General features: G+C 67.9%; 19 protein-coding genes. 7 read left to right on the top strand and 12 right to left on the bottom strand.

What is annotated here, in order from left to right:
• Positions 1-133 precede the first annotated feature (133 nt).
• From infB to CLV29_RS02520, 4 genes are all read right to left on the bottom strand, one after another.
• A complete protein-coding gene (gene infB, locus CLV29_RS02535) occupies positions 134-3,028 on the bottom strand; it encodes a translation initiation factor IF-2 (protein WP_133753501.1) in 2,895 nt (964 codons plus the stop codon).
• Between the two features lie 173 nt (positions 3,029-3,201).
• Positions 3,202-3,567 carry a YlxR family protein gene (locus CLV29_RS02530; protein WP_133753500.1) on the bottom strand — a complete coding sequence of 122 codons (366 nt, stop codon included), beginning with the start codon at positions 3,565-3,567 and terminating at the stop codon, positions 3,202-3,204.
• On the bottom strand, positions 3,557-4,537 hold the full coding sequence (nusA, locus tag CLV29_RS02525; protein WP_133753499.1) for a transcription termination factor NusA: 981 nt from the start codon (positions 4,535-4,537) through the stop codon (positions 3,557-3,559). The genes CLV29_RS02530 and nusA overlap by 11 nt, the downstream gene beginning before the upstream one ends.
• Positions 4,538-4,539: 2 nt before the next feature.
• Positions 4,540-5,055, bottom strand: coding sequence for a ribosome maturation factor RimP (locus CLV29_RS02520; protein ID WP_133753498.1), 516 nt, complete (start codon positions 5,053-5,055; stop codon positions 4,540-4,542).
• 111 nt (positions 5,056-5,166) lie between these two features.
• Here CLV29_RS02520 and CLV29_RS02515 point away from each other — a divergent pair, with 111 nt between their 5' ends.
• A complete protein-coding gene (locus tag CLV29_RS02515; protein WP_133753497.1) occupies positions 5,167-6,108 on the top strand; it encodes a DUF4439 domain-containing protein in 942 nt (313 codons plus the stop codon).
• Positions 6,109-6,246: 138 nt separating this feature from the next.
• Here CLV29_RS02515 and CLV29_RS02510 read toward each other — a convergent pair whose 3' ends face one another.
• The gene (locus CLV29_RS02510) at positions 6,247-7,062 is read right to left on the bottom strand and encodes a sulfite exporter TauE/SafE family protein (RefSeq protein WP_133753496.1); all 816 of its coding nucleotides are present in this window, start codon (positions 7,060-7,062) and stop codon (positions 6,247-6,249) included.
• 14 nt (positions 7,063-7,076) lie between these two features.
• Between CLV29_RS02510 and CLV29_RS02505 the strand changes: the two genes are divergently transcribed.
• The 5 genes from CLV29_RS02505 to CLV29_RS02495 all read left to right on the top strand — a co-directional run bounded on the left by CLV29_RS02505 (position 7,077) and on the right by CLV29_RS02495 (position 10,874).
• Positions 7,077-7,598: a CGNR zinc finger domain-containing protein gene (locus CLV29_RS02505; RefSeq protein WP_133753495.1), complete on the top strand. Its 522-nt coding sequence runs from the start codon at positions 7,077-7,079 to the stop codon at positions 7,596-7,598.
• A 926-nt stretch (positions 7,599-8,524) separates the two neighbouring features.
• Positions 8,525-9,172 (top strand): TetR/AcrR family transcriptional regulator, encoded by a 648-nt coding sequence (locus tag CLV29_RS02500; RefSeq protein WP_133753494.1) that lies wholly within the window; start codon positions 8,525-8,527, stop codon positions 9,170-9,172.
• Positions 9,169-9,393: a hypothetical protein gene (locus CLV29_RS16380; RefSeq protein ID WP_208292724.1), complete on the top strand. Its 225-nt coding sequence runs from the start codon at positions 9,169-9,171 to the stop codon at positions 9,391-9,393. The genes CLV29_RS02500 and CLV29_RS16380 overlap by 4 nt, the downstream gene beginning before the upstream one ends.
• A 48-nt stretch (positions 9,394-9,441) precedes the next feature.
• The gene (locus CLV29_RS16375) at positions 9,442-9,702 is read left to right on the top strand and encodes an MFS transporter (RefSeq protein ID WP_243831676.1); all 261 of its coding nucleotides are present in this window, start codon (positions 9,442-9,444) and stop codon (positions 9,700-9,702) included.
• Entirely contained in the window at positions 9,699-10,874 is a 1,176-nt protein-coding gene (locus CLV29_RS02495; protein WP_243831675.1) for an MFS transporter, read from the top strand. The genes CLV29_RS16375 and CLV29_RS02495 overlap by 4 nt, the downstream gene beginning before the upstream one ends.
• 40 nt (positions 10,875-10,914) lie before the next feature.
• On the opposite strand, the gene CLV29_RS02490 is transcribed toward CLV29_RS02495, so the two are convergent.
• From CLV29_RS02490 to CLV29_RS02480, 3 genes are all read right to left on the bottom strand, one after another.
• Positions 10,915-11,625 (bottom strand): M50 family metallopeptidase, encoded by a 711-nt coding sequence (locus CLV29_RS02490; protein ID WP_133753493.1) that lies wholly within the window; start codon positions 11,623-11,625, stop codon positions 10,915-10,917.
• Between the two features lie 57 nt (positions 11,626-11,682).
• Positions 11,683-13,449, bottom strand: a complete 1,767-nt coding sequence (locus CLV29_RS02485) for a proline--tRNA ligase (protein WP_133753492.1) — start codon at positions 13,447-13,449, stop codon at positions 11,683-11,685.
• Positions 13,450-13,609: 160 nt separating this feature from the next.
• The gene (locus CLV29_RS02480) at positions 13,610-14,296 is read right to left on the bottom strand and encodes a DUF1345 domain-containing protein (RefSeq protein WP_133753491.1); all 687 of its coding nucleotides are present in this window, start codon (positions 14,294-14,296) and stop codon (positions 13,610-13,612) included.
• Between the two features lie 203 nt (positions 14,297-14,499).
• Here CLV29_RS02480 and CLV29_RS02475 point away from each other — a divergent pair, with 203 nt between their 5' ends.
• Positions 14,500-15,681, top strand: coding sequence for an AI-2E family transporter (locus CLV29_RS02475; RefSeq protein ID WP_166649102.1), 1,182 nt, complete (start codon positions 14,500-14,502; stop codon positions 15,679-15,681).
• 616 nt (positions 15,682-16,297) lie between these two features.
• Here the strand turns inward: CLV29_RS02475 and CLV29_RS02470 are convergent.
• Genes CLV29_RS02470 through dxr form a run of 4 tightly spaced genes read right to left on the bottom strand, consistent with a single transcriptional unit; the run spans position 16,298 to position 20,930 of the window.
• Positions 16,298-17,152, bottom strand: coding sequence for a GNAT family N-acetyltransferase (locus CLV29_RS02470; protein ID WP_133753489.1), 855 nt, complete (start codon positions 17,150-17,152; stop codon positions 16,298-16,300).
• On the bottom strand, positions 17,149-18,297 hold the full coding sequence (gene ispG / locus CLV29_RS02465; protein ID WP_133753488.1) for a flavodoxin-dependent (E)-4-hydroxy-3-methylbut-2-enyl-diphosphate synthase: 1,149 nt from the start codon (positions 18,295-18,297) through the stop codon (positions 17,149-17,151). Before ispG ends, CLV29_RS02470 begins: the two co-directional genes overlap by 4 nt.
• A gap of 45 nt (positions 18,298-18,342) precedes the next feature.
• Entirely contained in the window at positions 18,343-19,638 is a 1,296-nt protein-coding gene (locus CLV29_RS02460; RefSeq protein WP_133753487.1) for a M50 family metallopeptidase, read from the bottom strand.
• On the bottom strand, positions 19,638-20,930 hold the full coding sequence (dxr, locus tag CLV29_RS02455; protein ID WP_133753486.1) for a 1-deoxy-D-xylulose-5-phosphate reductoisomerase: 1,293 nt from the start codon (positions 20,928-20,930) through the stop codon (positions 19,638-19,640). Before dxr ends, CLV29_RS02460 begins: the two co-directional genes overlap by 1 nt.
• Positions 20,931-21,002 lie beyond the last annotated feature (72 nt).

The raw sequence follows: 21,002 nt of genomic DNA, 5'->3' as shown, positions 1-21,002 counted from the left end.
ACCGCGCGCTCGCTGCCCGGCGTTCGGGTTGGGTTCGTGTGCTGCACCGGGCCTTGTGCGCCCCGAAGCCGGCCGGTACGCGAACCGGCCCGCTCCCTGACGGGGAACGGGCCGGTTCGTCAGTCGCGCGAGATCAGTCGCGCGGCTTCTCCCTCATCTCGAAGGTCTCGATCACATCGTCGACCTTGACATCGGAGTAGTTGGCGAGCGTCATACCGCACTCGTAGCCCTCGCGGACCTCGGTGACGTCGTCCTTCTCCCGGCGCAGCGAGCCGATGGTGGTCTCGGTGACCACGACACCGTCGCGCAGCAACCGGGCCTTGGCGTTGCGCCGCATGATGCCGCTGGTGACCAGCGAACCGGCGATCACACCGGCCTTCGAGGAACGGAACACCTGACGCACCTCTGCGGTACCCAGCTGCACCTCCTCGTAGATCGGCTTCAGCATGCCCTTCAGCGCTGCCTCGATCTCGTCGATCGCGTCGTAGATCACCGAGTAGTACCGGATGTCCACGTTCTCCCGATCGGCCATCTCGGTGGCCTTGCCCTGTGCTCGGACGTTGAAGCCAATGATCACCGCACCGGAGGCCGCGGCCAGCGAGACATTGGTCTCGGTGATCGCGCCGACGCCACGGTCGATCACGCGCAGCGAGACCTCCTCGCCGACGTCGATCTTGGTCAGCGCCTCCTCCAGGGCCTCGACCGAACCCGCGCCGTCGCCCTTCAGGATCAACAGCAGCTCCGAGGTCTCACCCTTCTCCATCTGCTCGAACAGCTGGTCGAGGGTACGCCGGCGGGCACCGGCAGCCTGGGCTGCGGCACGGCGACGGGACTCCCGCTGGTCGGCGATCTGCCGTGCGGTCCGGTCATCGGACACCGTCAGGATGGTGTCACCGGCACCCGGCACGCTGGTCAGGCCGATCACCTGCACCGGCATCGACGGCGGCGCCGCGGTCACCGAATCGCCGTGGTCGTCCATCATCGCCCGGACACGGCCGTAGGCCGGGCCACAGACGATGGAGTCGCCCACCCGCAGCGTGCCGCGCTGCACCAGCACGGTCGCCACCGGGCCACGCCCCTTGTCCAGATGCGCCTCGATGGCGACACCCTGGGCCTCCATGTCCGGGTTGGCACGCAGCTCCAGGGCGGCATCGGCTGTCAGCACGATCGCCTCCTGCAGCTCCTCCAGGCCGACACCGGTGACCGCGGAGACATCGACGAACATGGTGTCGCCGCCGTACTCCTCCGGCACCAGCCCGTACTCGGTCAGCTGACCGCGGACCTTCGACGGATCGGCGCCGGGCTTGTCCACCTTGTTCACCGCCACCACGACCGGGAGGTCCGCGGCGGTCGCATGGTTCAGCGCCTCGATCGTCTGCGGCATCACACCGTCGTCGGCAGCCACCACCAGTACGGCGATGTCGGTCGACTTCGCACCACGGGCACGCATGGCGGTGAACGCCTCGTGACCCGGGGTGTCGATGAAGGTGATCTTGCGTTCGACGCCGTCGACCTCGGTGGTCACCTGGTAGGCGCCGATGGCCTGGGTGATGCCACCGGCCTCCCCGGCGACCACATTCGACTTCCGCAGCGCATCGAGCAGCTTGGTCTTGCCGTGGTCGACGTGACCCATCACGGTCACCACCGGCGGGCGGGCCGCCAGATCGTCCTCGTCACCGATGTCCTCACCGAACTCGATGTCGAAGCTCTGCAGCAGCTCGCGGTCCTCGTCCTCGGGAGAGACGACCTGGATGTTGTAGTTCAGCTCGGTACCGAGCACCTGCAGGGTCTCGTCGTTGACCGACTGGGTGGCGGTCACCATCTCGCCCATACCGAACAACACCTGGACCAGCGCTGCTGCGTCCACACCGATCTTCTCGGCCAGGTCGGTCAGCGAGGCACCACGGCGCAGACGGATCGTCTGCCCCTCGCCCTTGCGGACGCGCACGCCGCCGATCGTCGGGGCCTCCATGTCGTGGACCTCTTGGCGACGCTGCTTGCGCGACTTGCGTCCACGGCCCTTCTGTCCACCACGGCCGAAGGCACCCTGGGTACCACCGCGGCCACCACGGCCACGGCCCGGACCCATCGGCGGGCCACCACCGGGACCGCCCGGGCCACGAGAGCCGCCGGGGCCGCCACCGCGGCCACGGCCGGGGCCGCCACCGGGGCGACCACCACGACCGGTCGGCGCTCCCAGGCTGGACTGCTTGGGCATCATCGCCGGGTTGGGGCGCGGCATTCCGCCACTGCCACCACCGGGACGAGGACCGCCCGGACGTGGGGCATCCCCGGGAGCACCGCCGGTGCGGCTCTCCGGGCGCCGTGGCGTACGGCCCATCCCCTGCGAGCTGGCGAACGGGTTGTTGCCCGGACGCGGACCGGACTGACGCGGCCGCGGACCCGGTGCACCGGGCAGACCGCCGGTCGATCCCGGACGCGGGCGCGGCGCCGGACGGCCCGGACGGGCATCGGTTCCGCCACGGGAATCGGTACCACCGCGGGATTCACCACCGCGCGGAGCGGCCGGACGACCCGGCTCCGAACGGCTCTCCGGAGCCCGCGGGCCCGGACGAGGTCCGGGAGCAGCCGGACGGGCGGCACCCGGACGTGGGGCATCCGAACGCGGAGCATCCGAACGAGGCGTCGGTGTGGTCGACTCGGCCGCCGGGGTGGCCGGCTTCGGACCCGGGGTCGCACCCGGACGAGGCGCCGACTTCGACGGTGCCTGATCGTTGCCACCCGCGGCAGCCGGAGCCGCCGGGCTCGGTGCGGGACCGGCCGGCTTCTTCGGCGCCGGCGGGCCGGGCTTGCGGGGCTTGGCTGCGGCAGCGGGCTTGGCTTTGCCGTCACCGCTGCCGTTGGACTTGTCACTGCTGATGCGTTCGCTCAACCGGCGTACCACCGGTGCCTCGATCGTCGAGGATGCCGAGCGCACGAACTCCCCCATGTCCTTGAGGACTTGGAGGACCTCCTTGCTTTCGAGCCCGTTCTCTTTGGCGAACTCGTAGACGCGGACCTTGGCCACTACTCTCCTTCAGGTCCGGGTCGAATTCGCCGGACCAGTTAGTCGGTTGCTGTGTTCATCGCTGATGCGTGTTCATCGCGCGTTCATGAGCGAATGCCCACCTTCTGGTCGGACCGGGACGGTTGACCCGGTCAGGTGTTCCACCCGCGCTGCGCGGGCGTACCGGTCCAAGACTAGTCTCCCGAACCCAAAGCTGTCGCATCGGCCTCACCGGGCAGGTTCGCGATCCGGCGGGCGAGCTCCTCGAAATCGATCTCCACCGCGGTGACCGGCACCCGCAGGGCTCGCGGGATCGCCCGCCGCCGACGGGCCAGTTCCAGACAGTCCGGATCGGGATGCAGCCAGGCACCACGGCCTGCTGCGGTACGCGAGAACACCACCCGAACCGTCTGTGGGTGCAGCGGGTCCGGCTGCAGGGCCAGCCGGAGCAACCCACGTTGCAGCACCCGCCGGCGACAACCGACACAGGTACGGACCGGCCCGGCAGCCTGCGGCTGCTCGGGGGTTCGGTCGGCGGCCGGGCGCCGATCAGGCTTCAGCGCCGACCTCGGTGTCGGGACGGATGTCGATCCGCCAACCGGTCAGACGGTTGGCCAGCCGGGCATTCTGTCCCTCCCGGCCGATGGCCAGCGACAACTGGTAGTCCGGGACGATCACCCGCGCGGCCTTCGCCGCCGGATCCACCACCTGCACCGAGGAGACCTTCGCCGGCGACAGCGCATTGGCGACGAACTGTGCGGGGTCCTCGGAGTAGTCGATGATGTCGATCTTCTCCTCGTTCAGCTCGTGCATCACTGCCCGTACCCGCTGCCCCATGGGCCCGATGCAGGCACCCTTGGCCGAGACCTCGGGGCTGTTGCTGATCACCGCGAGTTTGGTCCGGTGTCCGGCCTCGCGGGCGATCGCCTTGATCTCGACGAGTCCCTGCTCGATCTCGGGGACCTCCATCTTGAACAACCGGGCCACCAGCTCGGGGTGGGTACGGGAGACGACGACCTGCGGTCCGCGCAGCTCCTTGCGTACCGCCACGATGTAGACACGGACTCGATCACCGTGCCGATAGGTCTCACCGGGGACCTGTTCGGCCAGCGGCATGATCGCCTCGATCTTGCCCAGGTCGACCAGCACCGTCCGGGAATCCCTTCCCTGCTGGACGATGCCGGAGACGATGTCACCCTCGGAGGCGGCGAAGTGGCCGTACTTCTGTTCGTCCTCGTAATCCCGCAGGCGCTGGAAGATCACCTGTCGGGCGGTGGCGGCGGCGACCCGGCCGAAATCGGCCGGGGTGTCATCGTACTCGCCGACCGGTTTGCCGTTCTCGTCGAGCTCCGGCGCCATCACCCGGAAACTGCCCGAACGCCGATCCAACTCCACCCGGGCACCGTGCACCGGGTTGTCGGTCTTCTCGTAGGCGTTCAGCATCGCGTCCTCGAGCGCCAGCACGAGCGTGTCCAGCGGGATCTCCTTGTCCCGCTCGATCGCCCGCAGCGCCGCCATGTCGATGTCCATGATCACTCCTCCTCGGCGTCGCCGGGACGCTTCTTGGTCAGTTCGACCTGTATGACTGCCTTCTTGATCACCTCGAACGGCACCCGCACCTCGGAGCCGCCGACACTCAGCAGGACCGCGTCATCGGTCACTGCCGTGATCCGCCCCTCCAGCTGGTCGAGTTGGTCGGGGACATCGGGCAGGTCGTGCTCGTCGTTCAGTTTGATCTTGACCAGACGCACGAGGTTGCGACGCCAGTGCTCGACCCGTTCCAGTGGCCGGCTCACCCCGCGGGAGGAGACCTCCAAGGTGAACGCGCCCTTGCCGACGGCACTGGAGCCGTCCAGATGGCGGGAGACGGCCTTGGTGGCCTCGGAGATCTCGTCCAGACTCGGACCCCTGCCGTCGGGGCCGTCACCGTCGACGATGATCTGCAGCAGGGTTCGCCGACCGGCGGGTCGGACGTCGAGCGAGTCGAGCTCAAGATCGAACTGTGCGAGCAGTGGCGTGATCTCGTTGACGAGTTGGGGTTCGTTCACGTCAGCCTCCGCGGTTCGATTGTCGGACTCAGTTTTGGCCCAGCATACCGATCTGTCCGGTCGGCTCCACTTCCCACTCGGGCGGCTGCGGCGATCGGTACGATTCGGCAGGTGCCCGCCTCGAATCGTCGCCAGTTCCTCGTGATCGGTGCGACCGTGTTCACCGGAATCGCCGGCGGACTGGCGTGGAACGCCGCTCGCGGTGACTCCCCAGCACTGAGCGGTGGCCGACCGCCGGCTCCGACCCCGGCGCCGGCCTCGACCGCCACCTCGGCGATCGTGGAGGCACGGTCCCGGATGACCGGGCTGCTGGCCCTGGCCGAGGCCGCCGGGGCGGATCCGGCACTCCTGGGTGCACATCGGGCGCATCTGACCGCGCTGGTCTCCGGCTCCCCCGGGACACGTCCGTCCACGAGTCCCGGCTCACCCCTGCCCACACCGGGCAGCGCGATCGACGTCGGTGACGATCCGGCCCGGGAGCTGATCGACGCCGAACGCTCGGCGGCCGAGGCACTGGTCGAAACGACCCCCGGCGCCACGGGGACCGATGCCCTGGTCTGCGGTTCCCTGGCCGCCTTCTGCACTGCAGCGGCCGAAGTCGTCGAGGACGGCGGCGAGATCGGCATGCCGGGCACGGGAGCCCTGTCCACGACCGACGATGTGACCGCAATGCAGCAGGTGGTGGCGCAGTGTCATGCCGCGGTGTTCGCCTACCAACGTCTGCTGGGCCTGGTCCCGCGCTCCGACGACGAGCCCATCCTGGCGGCGCTGGAGCGCTACCGCTCCTTACGCGACGAGCTGAGCGGGGAACTGGTGGACCGCGGTGCAGCAGCCCCTGCCGCCGAGGCCGGTTATCTGGTTCCGGACGAGCCGCAGGAGACCGACCGCGTGATTGAATCAGGTCTGTTGCCCTACCTCGGCCAATGGCTGCAGGCGACGAACACCGAGTCCGATCGGGACCGGGCAGCGACGATGCTCAGCGAGAGCACCCTTCGTGCGGTCCGCGCCGGGGCCACTCTGCCTGCCTGGCCGGGCTGGCCCGATCCTGCCTGACTCCGGCCGGTCATCCCCGCGTCCGGTCCTCGGCGCCCCGACCGAGCGGATCGGCCGCCGATGATCGGTGATGCCCACGGCGCCTGGGCGGAGGGCACATGGGTGGGAACTGCCGGGGCGTCACCGGCAGCCGGGTGCTCAGCGACCGATCAGTTCGATCACCTGCCAGGCGACATCCCAACCCAGCTTGCAGATCAGCGCACCCACCACGACCAGGAAGACGATCCGGACGAACCCGTTGCCGTACCGCAGGGCCATCCGGGCGCCGATCAGACCGCCGGTGAGATTCGCCGCCGCCATCACCAGGCCGAGCCCCACGAGCAGATATCCGGTGGCCCCGAAGACGGCGATCGAGGCCAGGTTGGTGGTCAGGTTGGCGATCTTGGCCTTTGCCGTCGCCTCCAGGAATCCGTACCCCAGCAGGGCGACCAGCGCGATCACGAAGAACGACCCCGTACCGGGACCGAGGACTCCGTCATAGGCGCCGATCACCAGTCCGATTCCACCGGCGATCAGGTAGTGGGAGGGCCCGCGTTCGCCGACACGACCGGTCATGCCCAGCGCCGGGCGCCGCCAGGTGTAGAGACCCACCGCGATCAGGGCCACCAGCACCACCGGGGTGAAGACCTCCTTGGGTACGAACTGGGCGAGCCAGGACCCGCTCGCGGCACCGGTTGCCGAGCCGATCACCAGCGGCAGGACCACCCCCCAGTGCACCTTGATCTTCGACAGGTAGGTGATGGTGGCGATCAGCGTTCCTGCCGCGGAGCTGATCTTGTTGGTTGCCAGGATGCTCGGGGTGGGGGTGTCCTCGGGCAGCGCGATCAGCAAAGACGGGAGCTGGATCAGTCCCCCGCCGCCGACCACGGAATCCACCCAGCCGGCGACGAAGGCGACGCCGATCAGGGCGATCAGGGTGACCAGCGGGAGTTGATCGAGCACGAGGGCGATCATGCTGTAATGACTTTGTGCTGATCAACCCTTACGGTGCGGAACCGGTGCGACTGGCCGTCGCGCTGGTCCGCGAACTGCCGACCTCACCCGCCGAACTGACCGAGGTCTGCCTCGACCACGGGGTGGAGGTCGAACTGCCCGCGACGGTGACCGACATCGACCGCCTGGCCGACTTCCTGGATTCCTGGCAGTCCGTCGTCGATGTCGGCGAGGAGGTGCAACGCGCTGCCCGGTTGAACGACCTGCTCGCCCGGTATGCCGAACACCCCCGGCTCACCGACCACACCGGCCGCTGGCACCTTCACTACCGGCCCGACCGGGTGGGTCTGGCCCATCTGCTGTCGACGATGATCACCGTCGGCACCGCCCTGCACCTGACCGAGCGGGGAATGGACCGGCTCGGCCGCTGTGGTGCGAGCGATTGCGATCTGCCGTTCGCCGACCTGTCCCGCAACGGGACCCAGCGCTACTGCTCGCCACGGTGCGGCACCCGGGAGGCGGTTCGGCGACACCGGTCACAGCGCCCTCGCAATTGAGCCGGATGGGTGCGACTGGATCGACCGGGTGCGACTGAATCGACCGGGTGCGACTGGATCGACCGGGTGTGACTGGATCGACCGGGTGCGACTGAATCGACCGGGTGCGACTGAGCCGACCGGGTTCACCACGAGAACCGGCCACCGCGGTGATCATGACGGCAACAACCCAAACAAACGTCACACTCGATCGCCGCAACCGGCACAGAACCCCTAGTGGGCCGGCCGAAGACCGCATCGACTGTGACGTTTGTTTGGTTGTCGTCCAGATCCACCTCAGCGAAACCGGCACGGGCGCCCCTCACCAGCCTCCGGCGACGCACGGCGCCGGGCAGGCCGACCGCCCCGAGTCTGCCGAGTCAAAATCAAACAAACGTCACACTCGATCGACCCGACCGGCGCATAACCCCTAGTCGACTGACGGATGACCGCGTCGACCGTGACGCTTGTTTGGTTGTCATCCAGATCCACCTCAGCGAAACCGGCACGGGCGCCCCTCACAGCCTCCGGTGACATCACCCCCCTCGGAGTCACCTCCGAGCCGCAGCCCTCGCAGCCACACGCCCCGAAGCCACACCCGTCGCAACGGTCGGGCGAACGGCCGGGCCCTGAAGCCCCCGAACCCACACCCCCGGGGCCGCACGCCCGAACCCACACCCCCGGGGCCGCACGCCCGAACCCATACCCCCGGGGCCGCACGCCCGAACCCATACCCCCGGGGCCGCACGCCCGAACCCATACCCCGAGGTCACCACCCCTCGAAGCCACGACCATCGGCACCACCGCCCAGCACTGACCGAAATCGCTGGCGAAGTCACGACCTCCGCCGCCCAGTGCCGACCCAGGACCGACAGCGAAGCTGGGACAATCCTGTGAGTCCTTGTACGCCGTGCAGGTGTCTGCACTTTGATGCCTATAGTGCAAACATGCACCAATCAGCCACCCGTGCAACCGGGCTGAGAGAACGGCGCACGGCCCGGACCGCGCGCCGACTGATCTCGACCGCCCGCGCCTGGACCGCCGAACGCGGGCTGGCCGGGTTCACCGTCGAAGAGCTGTGCGCCGAGGTCGAGGTCTCTCGACGCACCTTCTTCAACTACTTCGCGAAGAAGGAACATGCCGTCCTCGGCATCCGCACCCATGACACCGAGCTGGACCGCGTGGCCCAGGAGTTCCTGCACTCCACCGAACCCCTGGTCACCGCCTTGATCACCCTCAGCCGCCGTCGCTGGGAGATCCTGGGCCACGGCTTCGAGGACCACGCCGAACTCATGAACGCCCTGCGGCAGGAACCCGAGCTGCACGCCCTGATGGTCGAGTTCGCCGCCCGGATCGAACATGCCGATGCCGAACTGGTCGCCGAGCGCGAGGGATGGGCCGCCGATGACACCCGGGCGATCACCGCAGTCACCCTGGTCGGGACCTTCGGCCGAGCGGTTGCCACCGAGCAGTTCGCCGCCGATCGTCCGCTGTCCCCCACCCACTTCGCCGAACGGCTGAGCGAGCGTCTGCAGCAGGCCGCCGCAATGCTGACTTCCACACCCGAAACCACCACAGAACGGAACCGGCCATGACCGCCCCCAAGAACCCGGCACCACTGGCCCTCACCCAGCGCCGCATCTGGATCATCTTCAGCGCCCTGATCGCGGGCATGTTGTTGTCGAGCCTCGACCAGACCATCGTCTCCACCGCGATGCCGGCCATCGTCGGCGACCTCGGCGGTGTCGAGCACCAGGCGTGGATCACCACGGCCTACCTGCTGGCGACGACCATCGTGATGCCGATCTACGGCTAGTTCGGTGACGTCCTCGGTCGCCGTCACCTCTTCCTCTTCGCGATCGGCTTGTTCACCATTGCCTCGATCGGCGCGGCGCTGTCGACCACGTTCTGGACGTTCGTCGCCTTCCGGGCGATGCAGGGTCTCGGCGGCGGCGGCCTGATGATTCTCTCGCAGACGATCATCGCCGACATCGTCCCGGCGAAGGAGCGCGGAAAGTACCTCGGCCCGATGGGGGCGGTCTTCGGTGTCGCCGCGATCGGCGCGGCCCACTGCTCGGCGGCTACTTCGTCGACCATCACACCTGGCACTGGGCGTTCTGGGTGAACGTACCTGTCGGCATCGCCGCCTTCGTGATCGCCCTGATCGCCTTGAAGGTTCCGAGCCGCCGGTCAACCACACGTCCCGACGTCCTGGGCGTGATCTTGCTGACGATCACCACCACCTGCCTGATCTTCTTCGCCGACTTCGGCGACGACTCCGACCACGGTTGGAGTGCCTTGAGCACCTGGGCCTGGTGCGCAGGCATGGTGGTCGCAGCCACCCTGTTCGTGCTGACCGAATCCCGTGCCGAGGATCCGATCATCCCGCTGCGACTGTTCCGCAACCGGGTCTTCGTCAATGCCACCGCGATCGGCTTCATGCTCGGGCTGGGCATGTTCGCCGCGATCAGCTTCCTGCCCACCTTCCTGCAGATGGTCTCGCAGACCTCAGCAGCCGAGTCCGGTCTGCTGATGCTGCCGATGATGGGCGGCATGATGTTGATGACCCTGCTCTCGGGCAACTTGATCACCCGCACCGGCAAGTACCGGGCCTACCCGATCATCGGTATGGCGGTGACCGGTGTGGTGATGGCAACCATGACCACCCTGACCGGTGACACCCCGCTGTGGTTGATCATGGTGTACCTGTTCGGCCTCGGTTGCGGCCTCGGTCTGGTGATGCAGGTGGTCGTCCTGGTGGTGCAGAACGCCGTACCGGCCACCGAGGTCGGTATCGGTACCAGCACCAACAACTACTTCCGGGAGGTCGGTGCCGCCCTCGGTGTGGCGGTCTTCGGTTCGATCTTCACCACCCGACTCTCGGAGAACCTGACCGCGGTGTTCACCGGCGCCGGGCAGGACGCGGCGACCGCTGCACAGTCGGTGGCGAACCTGGACCCGACGACACTCGACCAGTACTCCACCGAGTTGCAGCAGGGAGTGATGAACGGGTACGCCGATGCGCTGGCGCCGGTCTTCGGTTACCTGGTGCCGTTCATCGCCGTCGCCTTCGTCCTGGCACTGTTCCTGAAGCAGATCCCGCTGGGCAGTGAGGCCGGACTGGTCGCCCGCGGAGAGGCGGTCACCGGCGCCGAGGCCGACGAACTGGAAGCGGGGAACCGGACCGGTTCCGCCACGCACCACACAGGTTCCGAGGACGATCCGGACGGTCGGTCACCGAACCCGCCGCAGGGCGAGGCGTCCAAGGTCACCGGCCCGGATGCCGATCGGGGATGACCCTCCGGTCGGCGCACCCGGACAGGTACGCAAGCGGACGTCAGCGCATGATTACCTGCGGCAGCAGCATCGCCGTCCCGACGACCAGCGCGAACAGACCGATGCCGACGAACACGGTGCTCCACACCCCTGCCGGGACACGGGTCAACCGGGCCAGCTGCCCGGCGTCGGAGTTCGCCGACGGCCGGCGCAGCAGTTCCATCGACGCCCGCGGTGCGGAGAGGAGCAACAACCAGGTGAGCGTGAAGGCGATCAATGACTGCTCGGCAGGCTGCAGATACCACGATGCCAGGCCGATGCCGACACCGAGCACGGCGATCACCAGCAAGCCGTAGAAATTGCGGATCCACAGCACCATCAGCGCCAGCACCAGCAGGCTGCCCCACAGCAGCGCGACGGCGTACCCCTGGCTCAGCACCCAGGCAGCCACCAGGCCGAAGATCGCCGGCGCGGGATAACCGGCGAGCAGGGTGGCGATCATCCCCGGCCCCCGCGGCCGACCCTTGGACACCGTCAGCCCCGAGGTGTCGGAGTGCAGCCGGATCCCTTGCAGCCTCCGACCCACCAGCATCGCCACCACGGCGTGACCGGCCTCGTGGACGACGGTGGTGAGGATCCGCACCAAGCGCCAGGCCAGGATCACCGCTGCCAGGGCAGCCGCCGCGGACAACAGCACCTGGCTGCTCGGGGGTACGACCTGTCGTGCCGTCACCCGGGACCAGATCTCAGCCAGCAACTCCACGGCTGCCATTGTGGCGGCCGGACCCAAGTGCGAGCCCCAGGTGACCGCCCGGCGAGTGGATTTGGATCAGCCCTCGATGTCGGGCACGCCGTCGACCACCGCGATCAGATGCGGTAACGCGTCGTCGACGGCCACGTTCTCGGCCATTCCGCTGCGGCGGTCGCGTACTTCGACGAAACCATCGGCCAGGCCACGCCCGACGACGACGGTCGTCGGCATACCGAGCATCTCGGCATCGGCGAACTTCACCCCCGGGCTGGCCTTGCGGTCGTCCAGCAGCACGCTGACACCGGCCTCGTCGAGCGCGGCGGCGATCTCGGTGGCCTTCTCCAACACGGCCGCGTCCTTGCCGGTGGCGACGATGTGCACCCGGTACGGAGCGATCTCCGGCGGCCAGGCGAGCCCCCTGGCGTCACAGTTGCCCTCGGCAATGGCTGCCACCGCCCGGGAGACGCCCACCCCGTAGGACCCCATCTGCACCACTGCCTGCTTGCCGTTGGCGTCCAGCACCTTCAGCCCCAGCGCCTCGGCGTACTTCGTGCCGAGGGCGAACACGTGGCCCATCTCGATCCCGCGCTCCAGGGCCAGTGGACCCGAGCCATCCGGTGCCGGGTCGCCGGGCCGTACCTCCGCCACCTCGATGACGCCGTCGGCGGTGAAATCGCGACCGGCGATCAGGTCGAAGACATGGTGCCCGGGCCGGTCGGCACCGGTCACCCAGCGGGAGCCGGAGACCACCCGGGGATCGGTCAGGTAACGGATGCCCGAGCTGTTCTGCTCCCCCAGCACGCCGGGGCCGATGTAGCCCTTGACCAGCTCCGGGTGGGCGGCGAAGTCCTCGGCGGTGAAGGGCTCGAACTCGACCCCCTCGCCGAGGTGGGCCTCCAGCCGCTTCAGGTCGACCTCCCGGTCACCGGGCAGGCCGACCGCCAGCGGCTCGGCCTCCTCACCGGGCCGCTTGATCATGAACACCACGTTCTTCAACGTGTCCGCCGCAGTCCACTCCCGGTCCTCCCGCGGCTGCGCAGCATTGGCCGCCGCGACCAGGGTCTCGATGGTCGGGCTGTCCGGGGTCTGCTCCACATGCGCGGGCGGCAGGTCGTCGAAGGGCATCGGTTCGGGTGCCAGTACCTCGACGGCCTCGACGTTCGCGGCGTACCCACCCGGGGAACGGACGAAGGTGTCCTCACCGATCGGCGAGACGGCCAGGAACTCCTCGGAGCGCGAACCGCCCATCGCCCCCGACATCGCCTTCACGATCACGTACTCGAAGCCCAGCCGGTCGAAGATCCGCCGGTACGCCGCACGATGTGCGTCGTAGGAGGCCGCCAAGCCCTCCTCGTCGACGTCGAAGGAGTAGGAGTCCTTCATGATGAACTCGCGGCCGCGGATGATGCCGGCCCGCGGACGCGGCTCGTCGCGGTACTTGGTCTGGATCTGGTACAGCGAGAGCGGCAGGTCCTTGTAGGAGGAGTACATCTCCTTCACCGTCAGGGTGAACATCTCCTCATGGGTCGGGCCGAGCAGGTAGTCGGCACCCTTGCGGTCCTTCAGCCGGAAGATGCCGTCGCCGTACTCGGTCCACCGATTGGTCGCCTCGTAGGGCTCCTTCGGCAGCAGCGCGGGGAAACGCACCTCCTGGGCGCCGATCGCGTTCATCTCCTCGCGAACGATCTTCTCCACGTTCTCCAGCACCCGAAGGCCCAGCGGCAGCCAGCTGTAGATGCCGGGTGCGGCCCGCCGGATGTAACCGGCGCGGACCAGCCACCGGTGGCTGGCGACCTCGGCGTCGGCCGGATCCTCGCGCAGGGTCCGGACGAACAACTCAGACATGCGGGTGAACACTCAGGGCACCTCTTGATTCGACGTTGGCGGCTGATCTGCCGCGTTCACGATACCGGTACGTCCGGCTTGCGCGACGATCGGCAACCGGCCGGTACGCAGCCGGCCCCGGCCGATGCCACGGACACGACCCATCGGCCCGGGGGGTGGTTCAACGGAAACTGGTGACCAGGCTGACCAGGAGCGCGACGATCACGGTGTTGAAGACGAAGGCGACCACCGCATTGCCCGACACCAGCCGCCGCATGCTGCGACTGGTGATGTCGGCGTCGGAGGTCGCCACCGAGGTGGCCACGGTCAGCGACTGGTAGACGTAGTCGGAGAAGACTGGATGCTCCACCCCGGGGAACTCCAGCCCCTCCTGCACGGCATTGGCCCGGGCATAGTCGACGGTGTAGGCGAGGACCATCATCACCCAGGCGGCCGTCACGCCGAGGACGGTCAGCACCGCCACCCGACCGTCGTCGCGCTCACCGTTCAGGATCAACCAGAAGATCGCGATCAGCGAACCGAGGGCGCCTTGGACCGCCCAGCTGAGACCGGAGTCATCGGTGCTGAACAGGAAGTCCAGCAGGGTGCGTCGTTGCTCCGTCCGGCGCAGCAACTCGTGCAGGGACCCGGAGTCGAGCTGGACGAAGACGGCGTGGCTGAGAGCGCCGGTGATGACGGTGGCGACCACCGGGGCCGCCAGGTAGGCACACATCACCCGGGTCCAGGGATCTGCGGAGGTGACCAGGTTGAACGCGGTGAGCAACCCGGCCACCGTGCCAAGGCCCAGGCGACCGAGATCCGCACCTCGTCCCGGGCGAGGAACAACTGCCAGCGGCTGAACCGCCATGCGACCTCACTCGATGCAATCTCGCCCACGGCCACCATGATGCCGGGTCGAACTACCGGTGTCGCCTGCGCAGACACCTACCTGCATAGGGCAGAGTGTTCTGCGACGACATCATCGCGGTGCCGGGAACAGGAGGCGGAACGGTGTTCGGATGGTTGACGCGGCGCGGAGCGCCAACGCGCCCGACCCCTGCTCCGCCGGCGGTGACCCAGCGGCCCGACCCGAGTGCCGAACAGCGCGAACTGCGTCGGATCTCCGGCCAGCTCGACGGCCTGACCGACCGGATCGGCACCCCCAGGGTGCTGCTGGTTCTGCTCAGCGTCGGTGCCGGGATCCTGATCATCTTCGGCATTCGCGAGTTCAACGACATCATCGCCCCGGTCTTCTTCGGCATCAACCTGGTGCTGGCTGCCGCTCCGCTGGCGTCCTGGCTTCGCCGGCGCGGCGTTCCGAAGGCATTGGCCGCCACCGCCGCCGGTATCGCGGTGTTGATCTTCCTGTTCCTGTTCTTCTACGCGATCTACTACGCGATCGCCGCCTTCGTGCAGGAGATGCCGCGTTACGCCCCGCAGTTCATCAGCCTCTACAACTCCGCCCTGGAGCTTCTCGGGTCGTTCGGGATCACCACTTTGCAGATCACCCAACAGTTGCAGGGAATCAACCCGCAGAGTGTGGTCAGCGCCGCGACCGGGGTGCTGTCGAATGTCGGCAGCGTCGGCTCGCTGCTGCTGGTGCTGTTGACCGTGATCTTCTTCCTGGTGCTGGACCTGATCAGCATCGACGACCGGATGCGGATCTCCGACATGGTCAACCCGCGGATCACCGAGGCCCTGGTGTCGTTCTCCCAGGGGGTACGCCGTTACTGGGTCGTCACCACCGTGTTCGGCATCGTCGTCGCCGTCCTGGACGTGGTCTTGTTGATGGCGATCGGGGTGCCGCTGGCGTTGGTGTGGGGCGTGCTGTCGTTCATCACCAACTACATCCCGAACATCGGTTTCGTGCTCGGTCTGGTCCCGCCGGCGTTGATGGCGCTGTTGGACAGCGGGCCGGTGGCCGCACTGATCGTGGTGATCGGGTACTCGGTGCTGAACTTCGTCATCCAGTCGCTGATCCAGCCGAAGTTCACCGGTGACGCGGTCGGGGTCACGCCGACGATCTCGTTCCTGTCGCTGTTGTTCTGGGCCTCGGTGCTCGGCCCACTGGGCGCGTTGCTGGCCCTGCCGTCGACCCTGTTGGTGAAGGCGCTGCTGATCGATGCGGACCCGAAGATGCGGTGGCTCAATGCCTTCATCGCCTCCGACCCGTCGACGGCGAAGGCGGGCAACATCACCGAGTCGTTCCATGGTGACGACGTACCACCCGATGCCGAACCCGGCCGCGGTTGAGAGGCGTCGCGACACGCGGGCGCTCGGTCAGGACCGGGCTGTGAAGCAGGCGGCAGCGACAGGCACCTGCAAGCCACACCGCCGTGTCGTTCAGATGGGCCCCCGTGACTTCCCCATGGATCGGATGAGACCCGGAACAGCCGTCCCTCCAGCGAAACACGCGACACCGCCGAGCACAACTGCTCCGTACAACGTGTAGTGCTGCGGCACATTGCCTCTGGCCGCGAGGAGGACCGCCAGGACGAACATGGAAATTCCCCAGACGGACCCGAGCACAACCCCAGGCCGGAACGGGAGCAGGCTTACTCCCAGCCCAGCGATCAGCCCGACCAAGCAGGCCAGCGCGACAAGCGTGATGACCCTTTCCTGAGTTGCAAAGACGTCCATGGTGCCGCACCCCCAGCACTTCGGGGTAGGTGGCCGCCACGTTGCGAGACACCTGACACGATCTTGATCCCGGTGGCTCACGGATCGATCAGGGGGAGCCGTCGACCGACGTTTGTCGTGCCTGTCGGCCGGTGGAGACCGCCGCCACCTCGTGTTGTCCGAGACCACGACGTGGCCGGAGACGGGCGGGTCGAGGCTGGTTTCCTGCGCTCGCCCCGTGTCCGCTGGTCTAGTACAAGATGGTGGCGAACTCGCCGATCTGGCCGAAACCGACCCGCTGATAGGTACGCAGTGCCGCGGTGTTGAAGTCGTTCACGTAGAGGCTGACCGACGGCGCATGTTCGAGAGCCAGAGCCACAACCGCGGCCATCGCCGACGGGGCCAGACCCCTGCCGCGGCGGTCCGGTGCCACCCACACCCCTTGGATCTGTGCCACCCCGTTGGCCAGGGAGCCGATGTCGGCCTTGAACAGCACCCGGCCGTTCTCCACCACCCCGAAGGAGTGCCCACGGCGGATCAGCTCCCGGACGTACCCGCGGTAGTAGCGCGAGCTGCCGTGGGGGAACGGGGAGACACCCACCTCCTCGGTGTACATCGCCACCGAGGCGTCGAAATAGGCATCCATGTCGCGACGGCCGATGGGCTGCACCTGCGGGTCGGCCGGCACCGGTGAGGGTCGGTCGATCATCATCAGCGGCTGTCGTGCACGCACCTCACGTACCGCTCGCCAATCGCGTCCGCGGGTGCACAGCTCCTGCCACAGCGGCATCACCGAGGCCGATGGCCCGCCGATCGAGGTACAGCGGCGGCGCACTCCGGCCTGTTCGGCGAAAGCCGACAAGGCCTCGTCGTCGGCGCCGAAAGGGATCAGGTTCGACCCGGCATGGCACAGGGCCTTCAGCTCGCCTTCGCGGAACCATCCCCAGACCGGGCAACCCAGCCGGAACGGATCCAGCCCGTAGGCGGCGATCCGGGACGCCACGAAGACCGATTCGACCGGTTTGGTGGCGAGCAGGGCCGTCACCGCATCCAGGTCGGCATCACAGACGACGCGGACCTCTCCGGCGACAGCGGGTGCGGTCACGACACGGTGACCTCGGGAGCGCCACCCTCGGCGCCCTCCATCGTGTCCGCGATCCGCATGGCCTCCTCGATCAGTGTCTCCACGATCTCGGACTCCTTGACGGTCTTGATCACCTCACCCTTGACGAAGATCTGGCCCTTGCCGTTGCCGGACGCCACGCCGAGATCGGCCTCACGGGCCTCACCGGGGCCGTTCACCACACAGCCCATGACGGCCACCCGCAGCGGGACCTCCAGGCCCTCCAATCCGGCGGTGACCGCATCGGCCAGCTTGTAGACATCGACCTGCGCGCGGCCGCAGGAGGGGCAGGAGACGATCTCCAGCTTCCGTGGCCGCAGGTTCAGCGACTGCAGGATCTGGGTACCGACCTTCACCTCCTCCACCGGCGGGGCGGACAGCGAGACCCGGATGGTGTCGCCGATCCCCCGGCTCAGCAGTGCACCGAAGGCGGTGGCGGACTTGATCGTGCCCTGGAACGCCGGACCTGCCTCGGTGACCCCCAGGTGCAGCGGCCAGTCACCCTGCTCGGCCAGCAGCTCGTAGGCCCGGACCATCACCACCGGGTCGTTGTGCTTGACCGAGATCTTGAAATCGTGGAAACCGTGCTCCTCGAACAGCGAGGCTTCCCAGACCGCGGACTCGACCAGTGCTTCCGGGGTGGCCTTGCCGTACTTGGCGAGCAGTCGCTTGTCCAGCGAGCCCGCGTTCACCCCGATCCGCAGGGAGACCCCGGCATCGGAGGCCGCCTTCGCGATCTCCTTCACCTGGTCGTCGAACTTGCGGATGTTGCCCGGGTTCACCCGTACCGCGGCGCAACCGGCATCGATCGCGGCGAAGACGTACTTGGGCTGGAAGTGGATGTCGGCGATCACCGGGATCTGCGACTTCTTCGCGATCGCCGGCAGCGCGTCGGCATCGTCCTGGCTGGGGCAGGCGACCCGCACGATGTCACAGCCGGCAGCGGTCAGCTCGGCGATCTGCTGCAAGGTGGCGTTGATGTCGGTGGTGGGGGTGGTGGTCATCGACTGCACCGAGACCGGGGCGTCGCCACCGACGTCGACCTTGCCGACACGGATCTTGCGTGTCTGGCGCCGCGGGGCGAGCACCGGGGGCGGTGCCGTCGGAATCCCCAGGTCAACGGTCATGCGTTCGGCCTCCTCAAGGCTCGGTCGGGCAGAACCCCTCCGGGTTCAGAACAAGGTGATCGGCGAGACCACGTCGGCCACGATCAGGACGACACCGCAGATCATCAGGAATCCACCTACAAGATAGGCGACGGGCAAAGTCTTGGCGACATCGACGTACCCGGGATCGGGTCTGCCGAACACCTTCGCCAAACCACGCCGCAGCCACTCCCACAGCGCTCCGGCGATGTGACCGCCGTCGAAGGGCATCAGCGGGACCAGGTTCAGCACGGCGACGAACAGATTCACCGATCCGAGCAGCAGCAGTACGTAGGAGCCGCGGTCGGGATTGGTCAGTTGGTCCGTGGTCGCCACCTCCCCGGCGACGCGGCTGGCCCCGACGACGCTCATCGGGCCGTTCGGATCACGCTGCTGGCCGGTGACCAGATCGGCGGCGGTGTAGTAGACGCGAACCGGCAGGTTGATCACCCCGACGATCGACGAGTGCGTCATGTCGACCATCGTCTCGACCACCCGGCCGGGGGTGCCGGCGACACGTTCCGACCCCGGCTCCACGCCGAGGAAGCCGACCGCCACCTGTTTGGCCGGATCGACGTCATCGGGCCGACTGGTGACGATGGTGTTCACCGTGGGCAGTTCGACTGCTGAACCGCCACGTTCGACGGTGATCTGCGCCGATCGGTCGTAGTTGGTGCGGATCAGTTCGCTGAGCTGGTCCCAGTTCTCGACCGTGACGCCGTTGAAGCCGACGATCACGTCACCGGGTTGCAGCCCGGCCTCGACCGCCGGGGTGAGCGGGTCACCGGGCTGACAGACCTGTTCGGCCCGGTCGGCCGGGATGACACATTCCTGGACCCGGGTGACCTCCAACGTCGGCTGCACGATCCCATTCATCCCGAACAGGGTCTGCAACAACGCGAAGGCGAGCAGCAGGTTCATCAACGGTCCGGCGAACATGATGATCAGCTTCTGCCAGGGCTTCTTCTGGTAGAACAGCCGCCCTTCGTCCTCGGGCCGGATCTCCTCGTGCTCGAACTCCCGCGCCGAGTCGGCGAGGTTCTGGAACAACCCGGAACTGGACGCGCGCAGTGAACCGTCGGCGTGCCGCGGGTACATCCCCACCATCCGGACGAATCCGCCCAGTGGCAGGGCCTTCACCCCGTACTCGGTCTCACCGATCCGCGTCGACCACAAGGTACGGCCGAAGCCCACGAAGTACTGGGTGGTCTTGACGTCGAAGATCTTCGCCGGGATCAGGTGACCGATCTCGTGCAGCGCGATGGAGGCCATGATCAGGGCGAAGAAGCCAATGGCTGCGCCCACGTAGATGAGGGTCTCCATCACCTCAGGTCTGTCCCTTCCTCGCCCGGTCCTACCGACTCCGAGCCGGTCTTCGTGGTCAGCGCGGTCGCCCGGCGGCGCGCCCAGCGGTCGGCTGCGAGCACCGAGGCCAGGTCGAGTTCGGGGTCACCGACCAACGATGATCCTACGTCGGCATCCGAAATCGGCCCCGAAGATCGGGGCCCGCGGGGGCGCAGGTGGTCCTCGACGACCCGTTCGACGGTGTCGACGATGTCGGTGAACCCGATGGCCCCCTCGCAGAAGGCGTCCACCGCGACCTCGTTGGCGGCGTTGAACACGGCCGGCGCGGTGCCCCCGGCGGCGCCGCAGCGCCGGATCAGGTCGACCGCGGTGAAGGTCTCGGCATCCAGCGGCTCGAAGGTCCAGCTGGCCGCCTGCGACCAGTCGATCGGTGCGCTGGCACCGGGCAGCCGCTGCGGCCAACTGAGTGCCAGGCCGATCGGCAACCGCATGTCCGGCGGTGAGCACTGGGCGATCGTCGACCCGTCGACGAACTGCACCATCGAGTGGACGATCGACTGCGGGTGCACCACCACCTCGATGTCGGCCAGGTCGACGTCGAACAACAGGTGTGCCTCCAGCACCTCCAGTGCCTTGTTCACCATCGAGGCGGAGTTGATGGTGATCACCCGCCCCATGTCCCAGGTCGGGTGGGCCATCGCCTGCTGCGGCGTCACCTGGGCCAATTCGGCCCGGGTACGCCCGCGGAACGGTCCGCCGGAGGCGGTCAGCACCAGCTTGTCGACCTCACCGTGTCCGCCCGAGCGCAGCGCCTGGGCGAGCGCGGAATGTTCGGAGTCGACCGGCACCAGCTGATCGGGGCCGGCGGCCTCGGTGACCAGTCGTCCGCCGATCACCAGGGATTCCTTGTTCGCCAGGGCGAGCGTCGCCTTCGTGTCCAGTGCCGCCAGGGTCGCCGACAGCCCGGCCGCGCCGGTGATCGCGTTCAGCACCAGGTCGGTACCGCCGGCGGCCAGTTCGGTGATCGCGTCCGGGCCGGCGAGGATCTTCGGCAGCTTCAGTTCCCCCTTGGCCCAGCCGCGCTGCTTGGCTGCGGCGTAGAGCGCGAGTTGCAGGTCCTGTACCGCGCTGGGACGGGCCAAGGCGACGACCTCGGGCGAGAAGTCGAGGATCTGCTCGGCCAACAGCGAGGTGTTCGAGCCGCCGGCGGCCAGCCCTCGTACCCGATAGTCCGCACGCCGCGGACCCAACAGGTCGAGAGCCTGGGTACCGATCGATCCGGTGGATCCGAGCAGGGTTACATCGCGCACCGGACCATTGTGACAAGGCCTCGAAGTTCCCGCAGAATCGACCTTTAACGCGGCTGTAACGCGGGGCGGAAC

Origin of the sequence: Naumannella halotolerans (assembly GCF_004364645.1) — a bacterium.
GTDB lineage: Bacteria > Actinomycetota > Actinomycetes > Propionibacteriales > Propionibacteriaceae > Naumannella > Naumannella halotolerans.
Note: the sequence above shows the minus strand (reverse complement) of the source record. Positions and strands in the feature narration are given on the sequence as shown.

Excerpts from the sequence above, each read along its gene's own strand:
- nusA (WP_133753499.1), bottom strand. The coding sequence starts at position 4,537 with ATGGACATCGACATGGCGGCGCTGCGGGCGATCGAGCGGGACAAGGAG.
- CLV29_RS02490 (WP_133753493.1), bottom strand. The coding sequence starts at position 11,625 with ATGGCAGCCGTGGAGTTGCTGGCTGAGATCTGGTCCCGGGTGACGGCA.
- CLV29_RS16380 (WP_208292724.1), top strand. The coding sequence starts at position 9,169 with ATGACCGCCCCCAAGAACCCGGCACCACTGGCCCTCACCCAGCGCCGC.
- CLV29_RS02485 (WP_133753492.1), bottom strand. The coding sequence starts at position 13,449 with ATGTCTGAGTTGTTCGTCCGGACCCTGCGCGAGGATCCGGCCGACGCC.
- ispG (WP_133753488.1), bottom strand. The coding sequence starts at position 18,297 with ATGACCGTTGACCTGGGGATTCCGACGGCACCGCCCCCGGTGCTCGCC.
- CLV29_RS02480 (WP_133753491.1), bottom strand. The coding sequence starts at position 14,296 with ATGGCGGTTCAGCCGCTGGCAGTTGTTCCTCGCCCGGGACGAGGTGCG.
- CLV29_RS02500 (WP_133753494.1), top strand. The coding sequence starts at position 8,525 with ATGCACCAATCAGCCACCCGTGCAACCGGGCTGAGAGAACGGCGCACG.
- CLV29_RS02510 (WP_133753496.1), bottom strand. The coding sequence starts at position 7,062 with ATGATCGCCCTCGTGCTCGATCAACTCCCGCTGGTCACCCTGATCGCC.
- CLV29_RS02460 (WP_133753487.1), bottom strand. The coding sequence starts at position 19,638 with ATGGAGACCCTCATCTACGTGGGCGCAGCCATTGGCTTCTTCGCCCTG.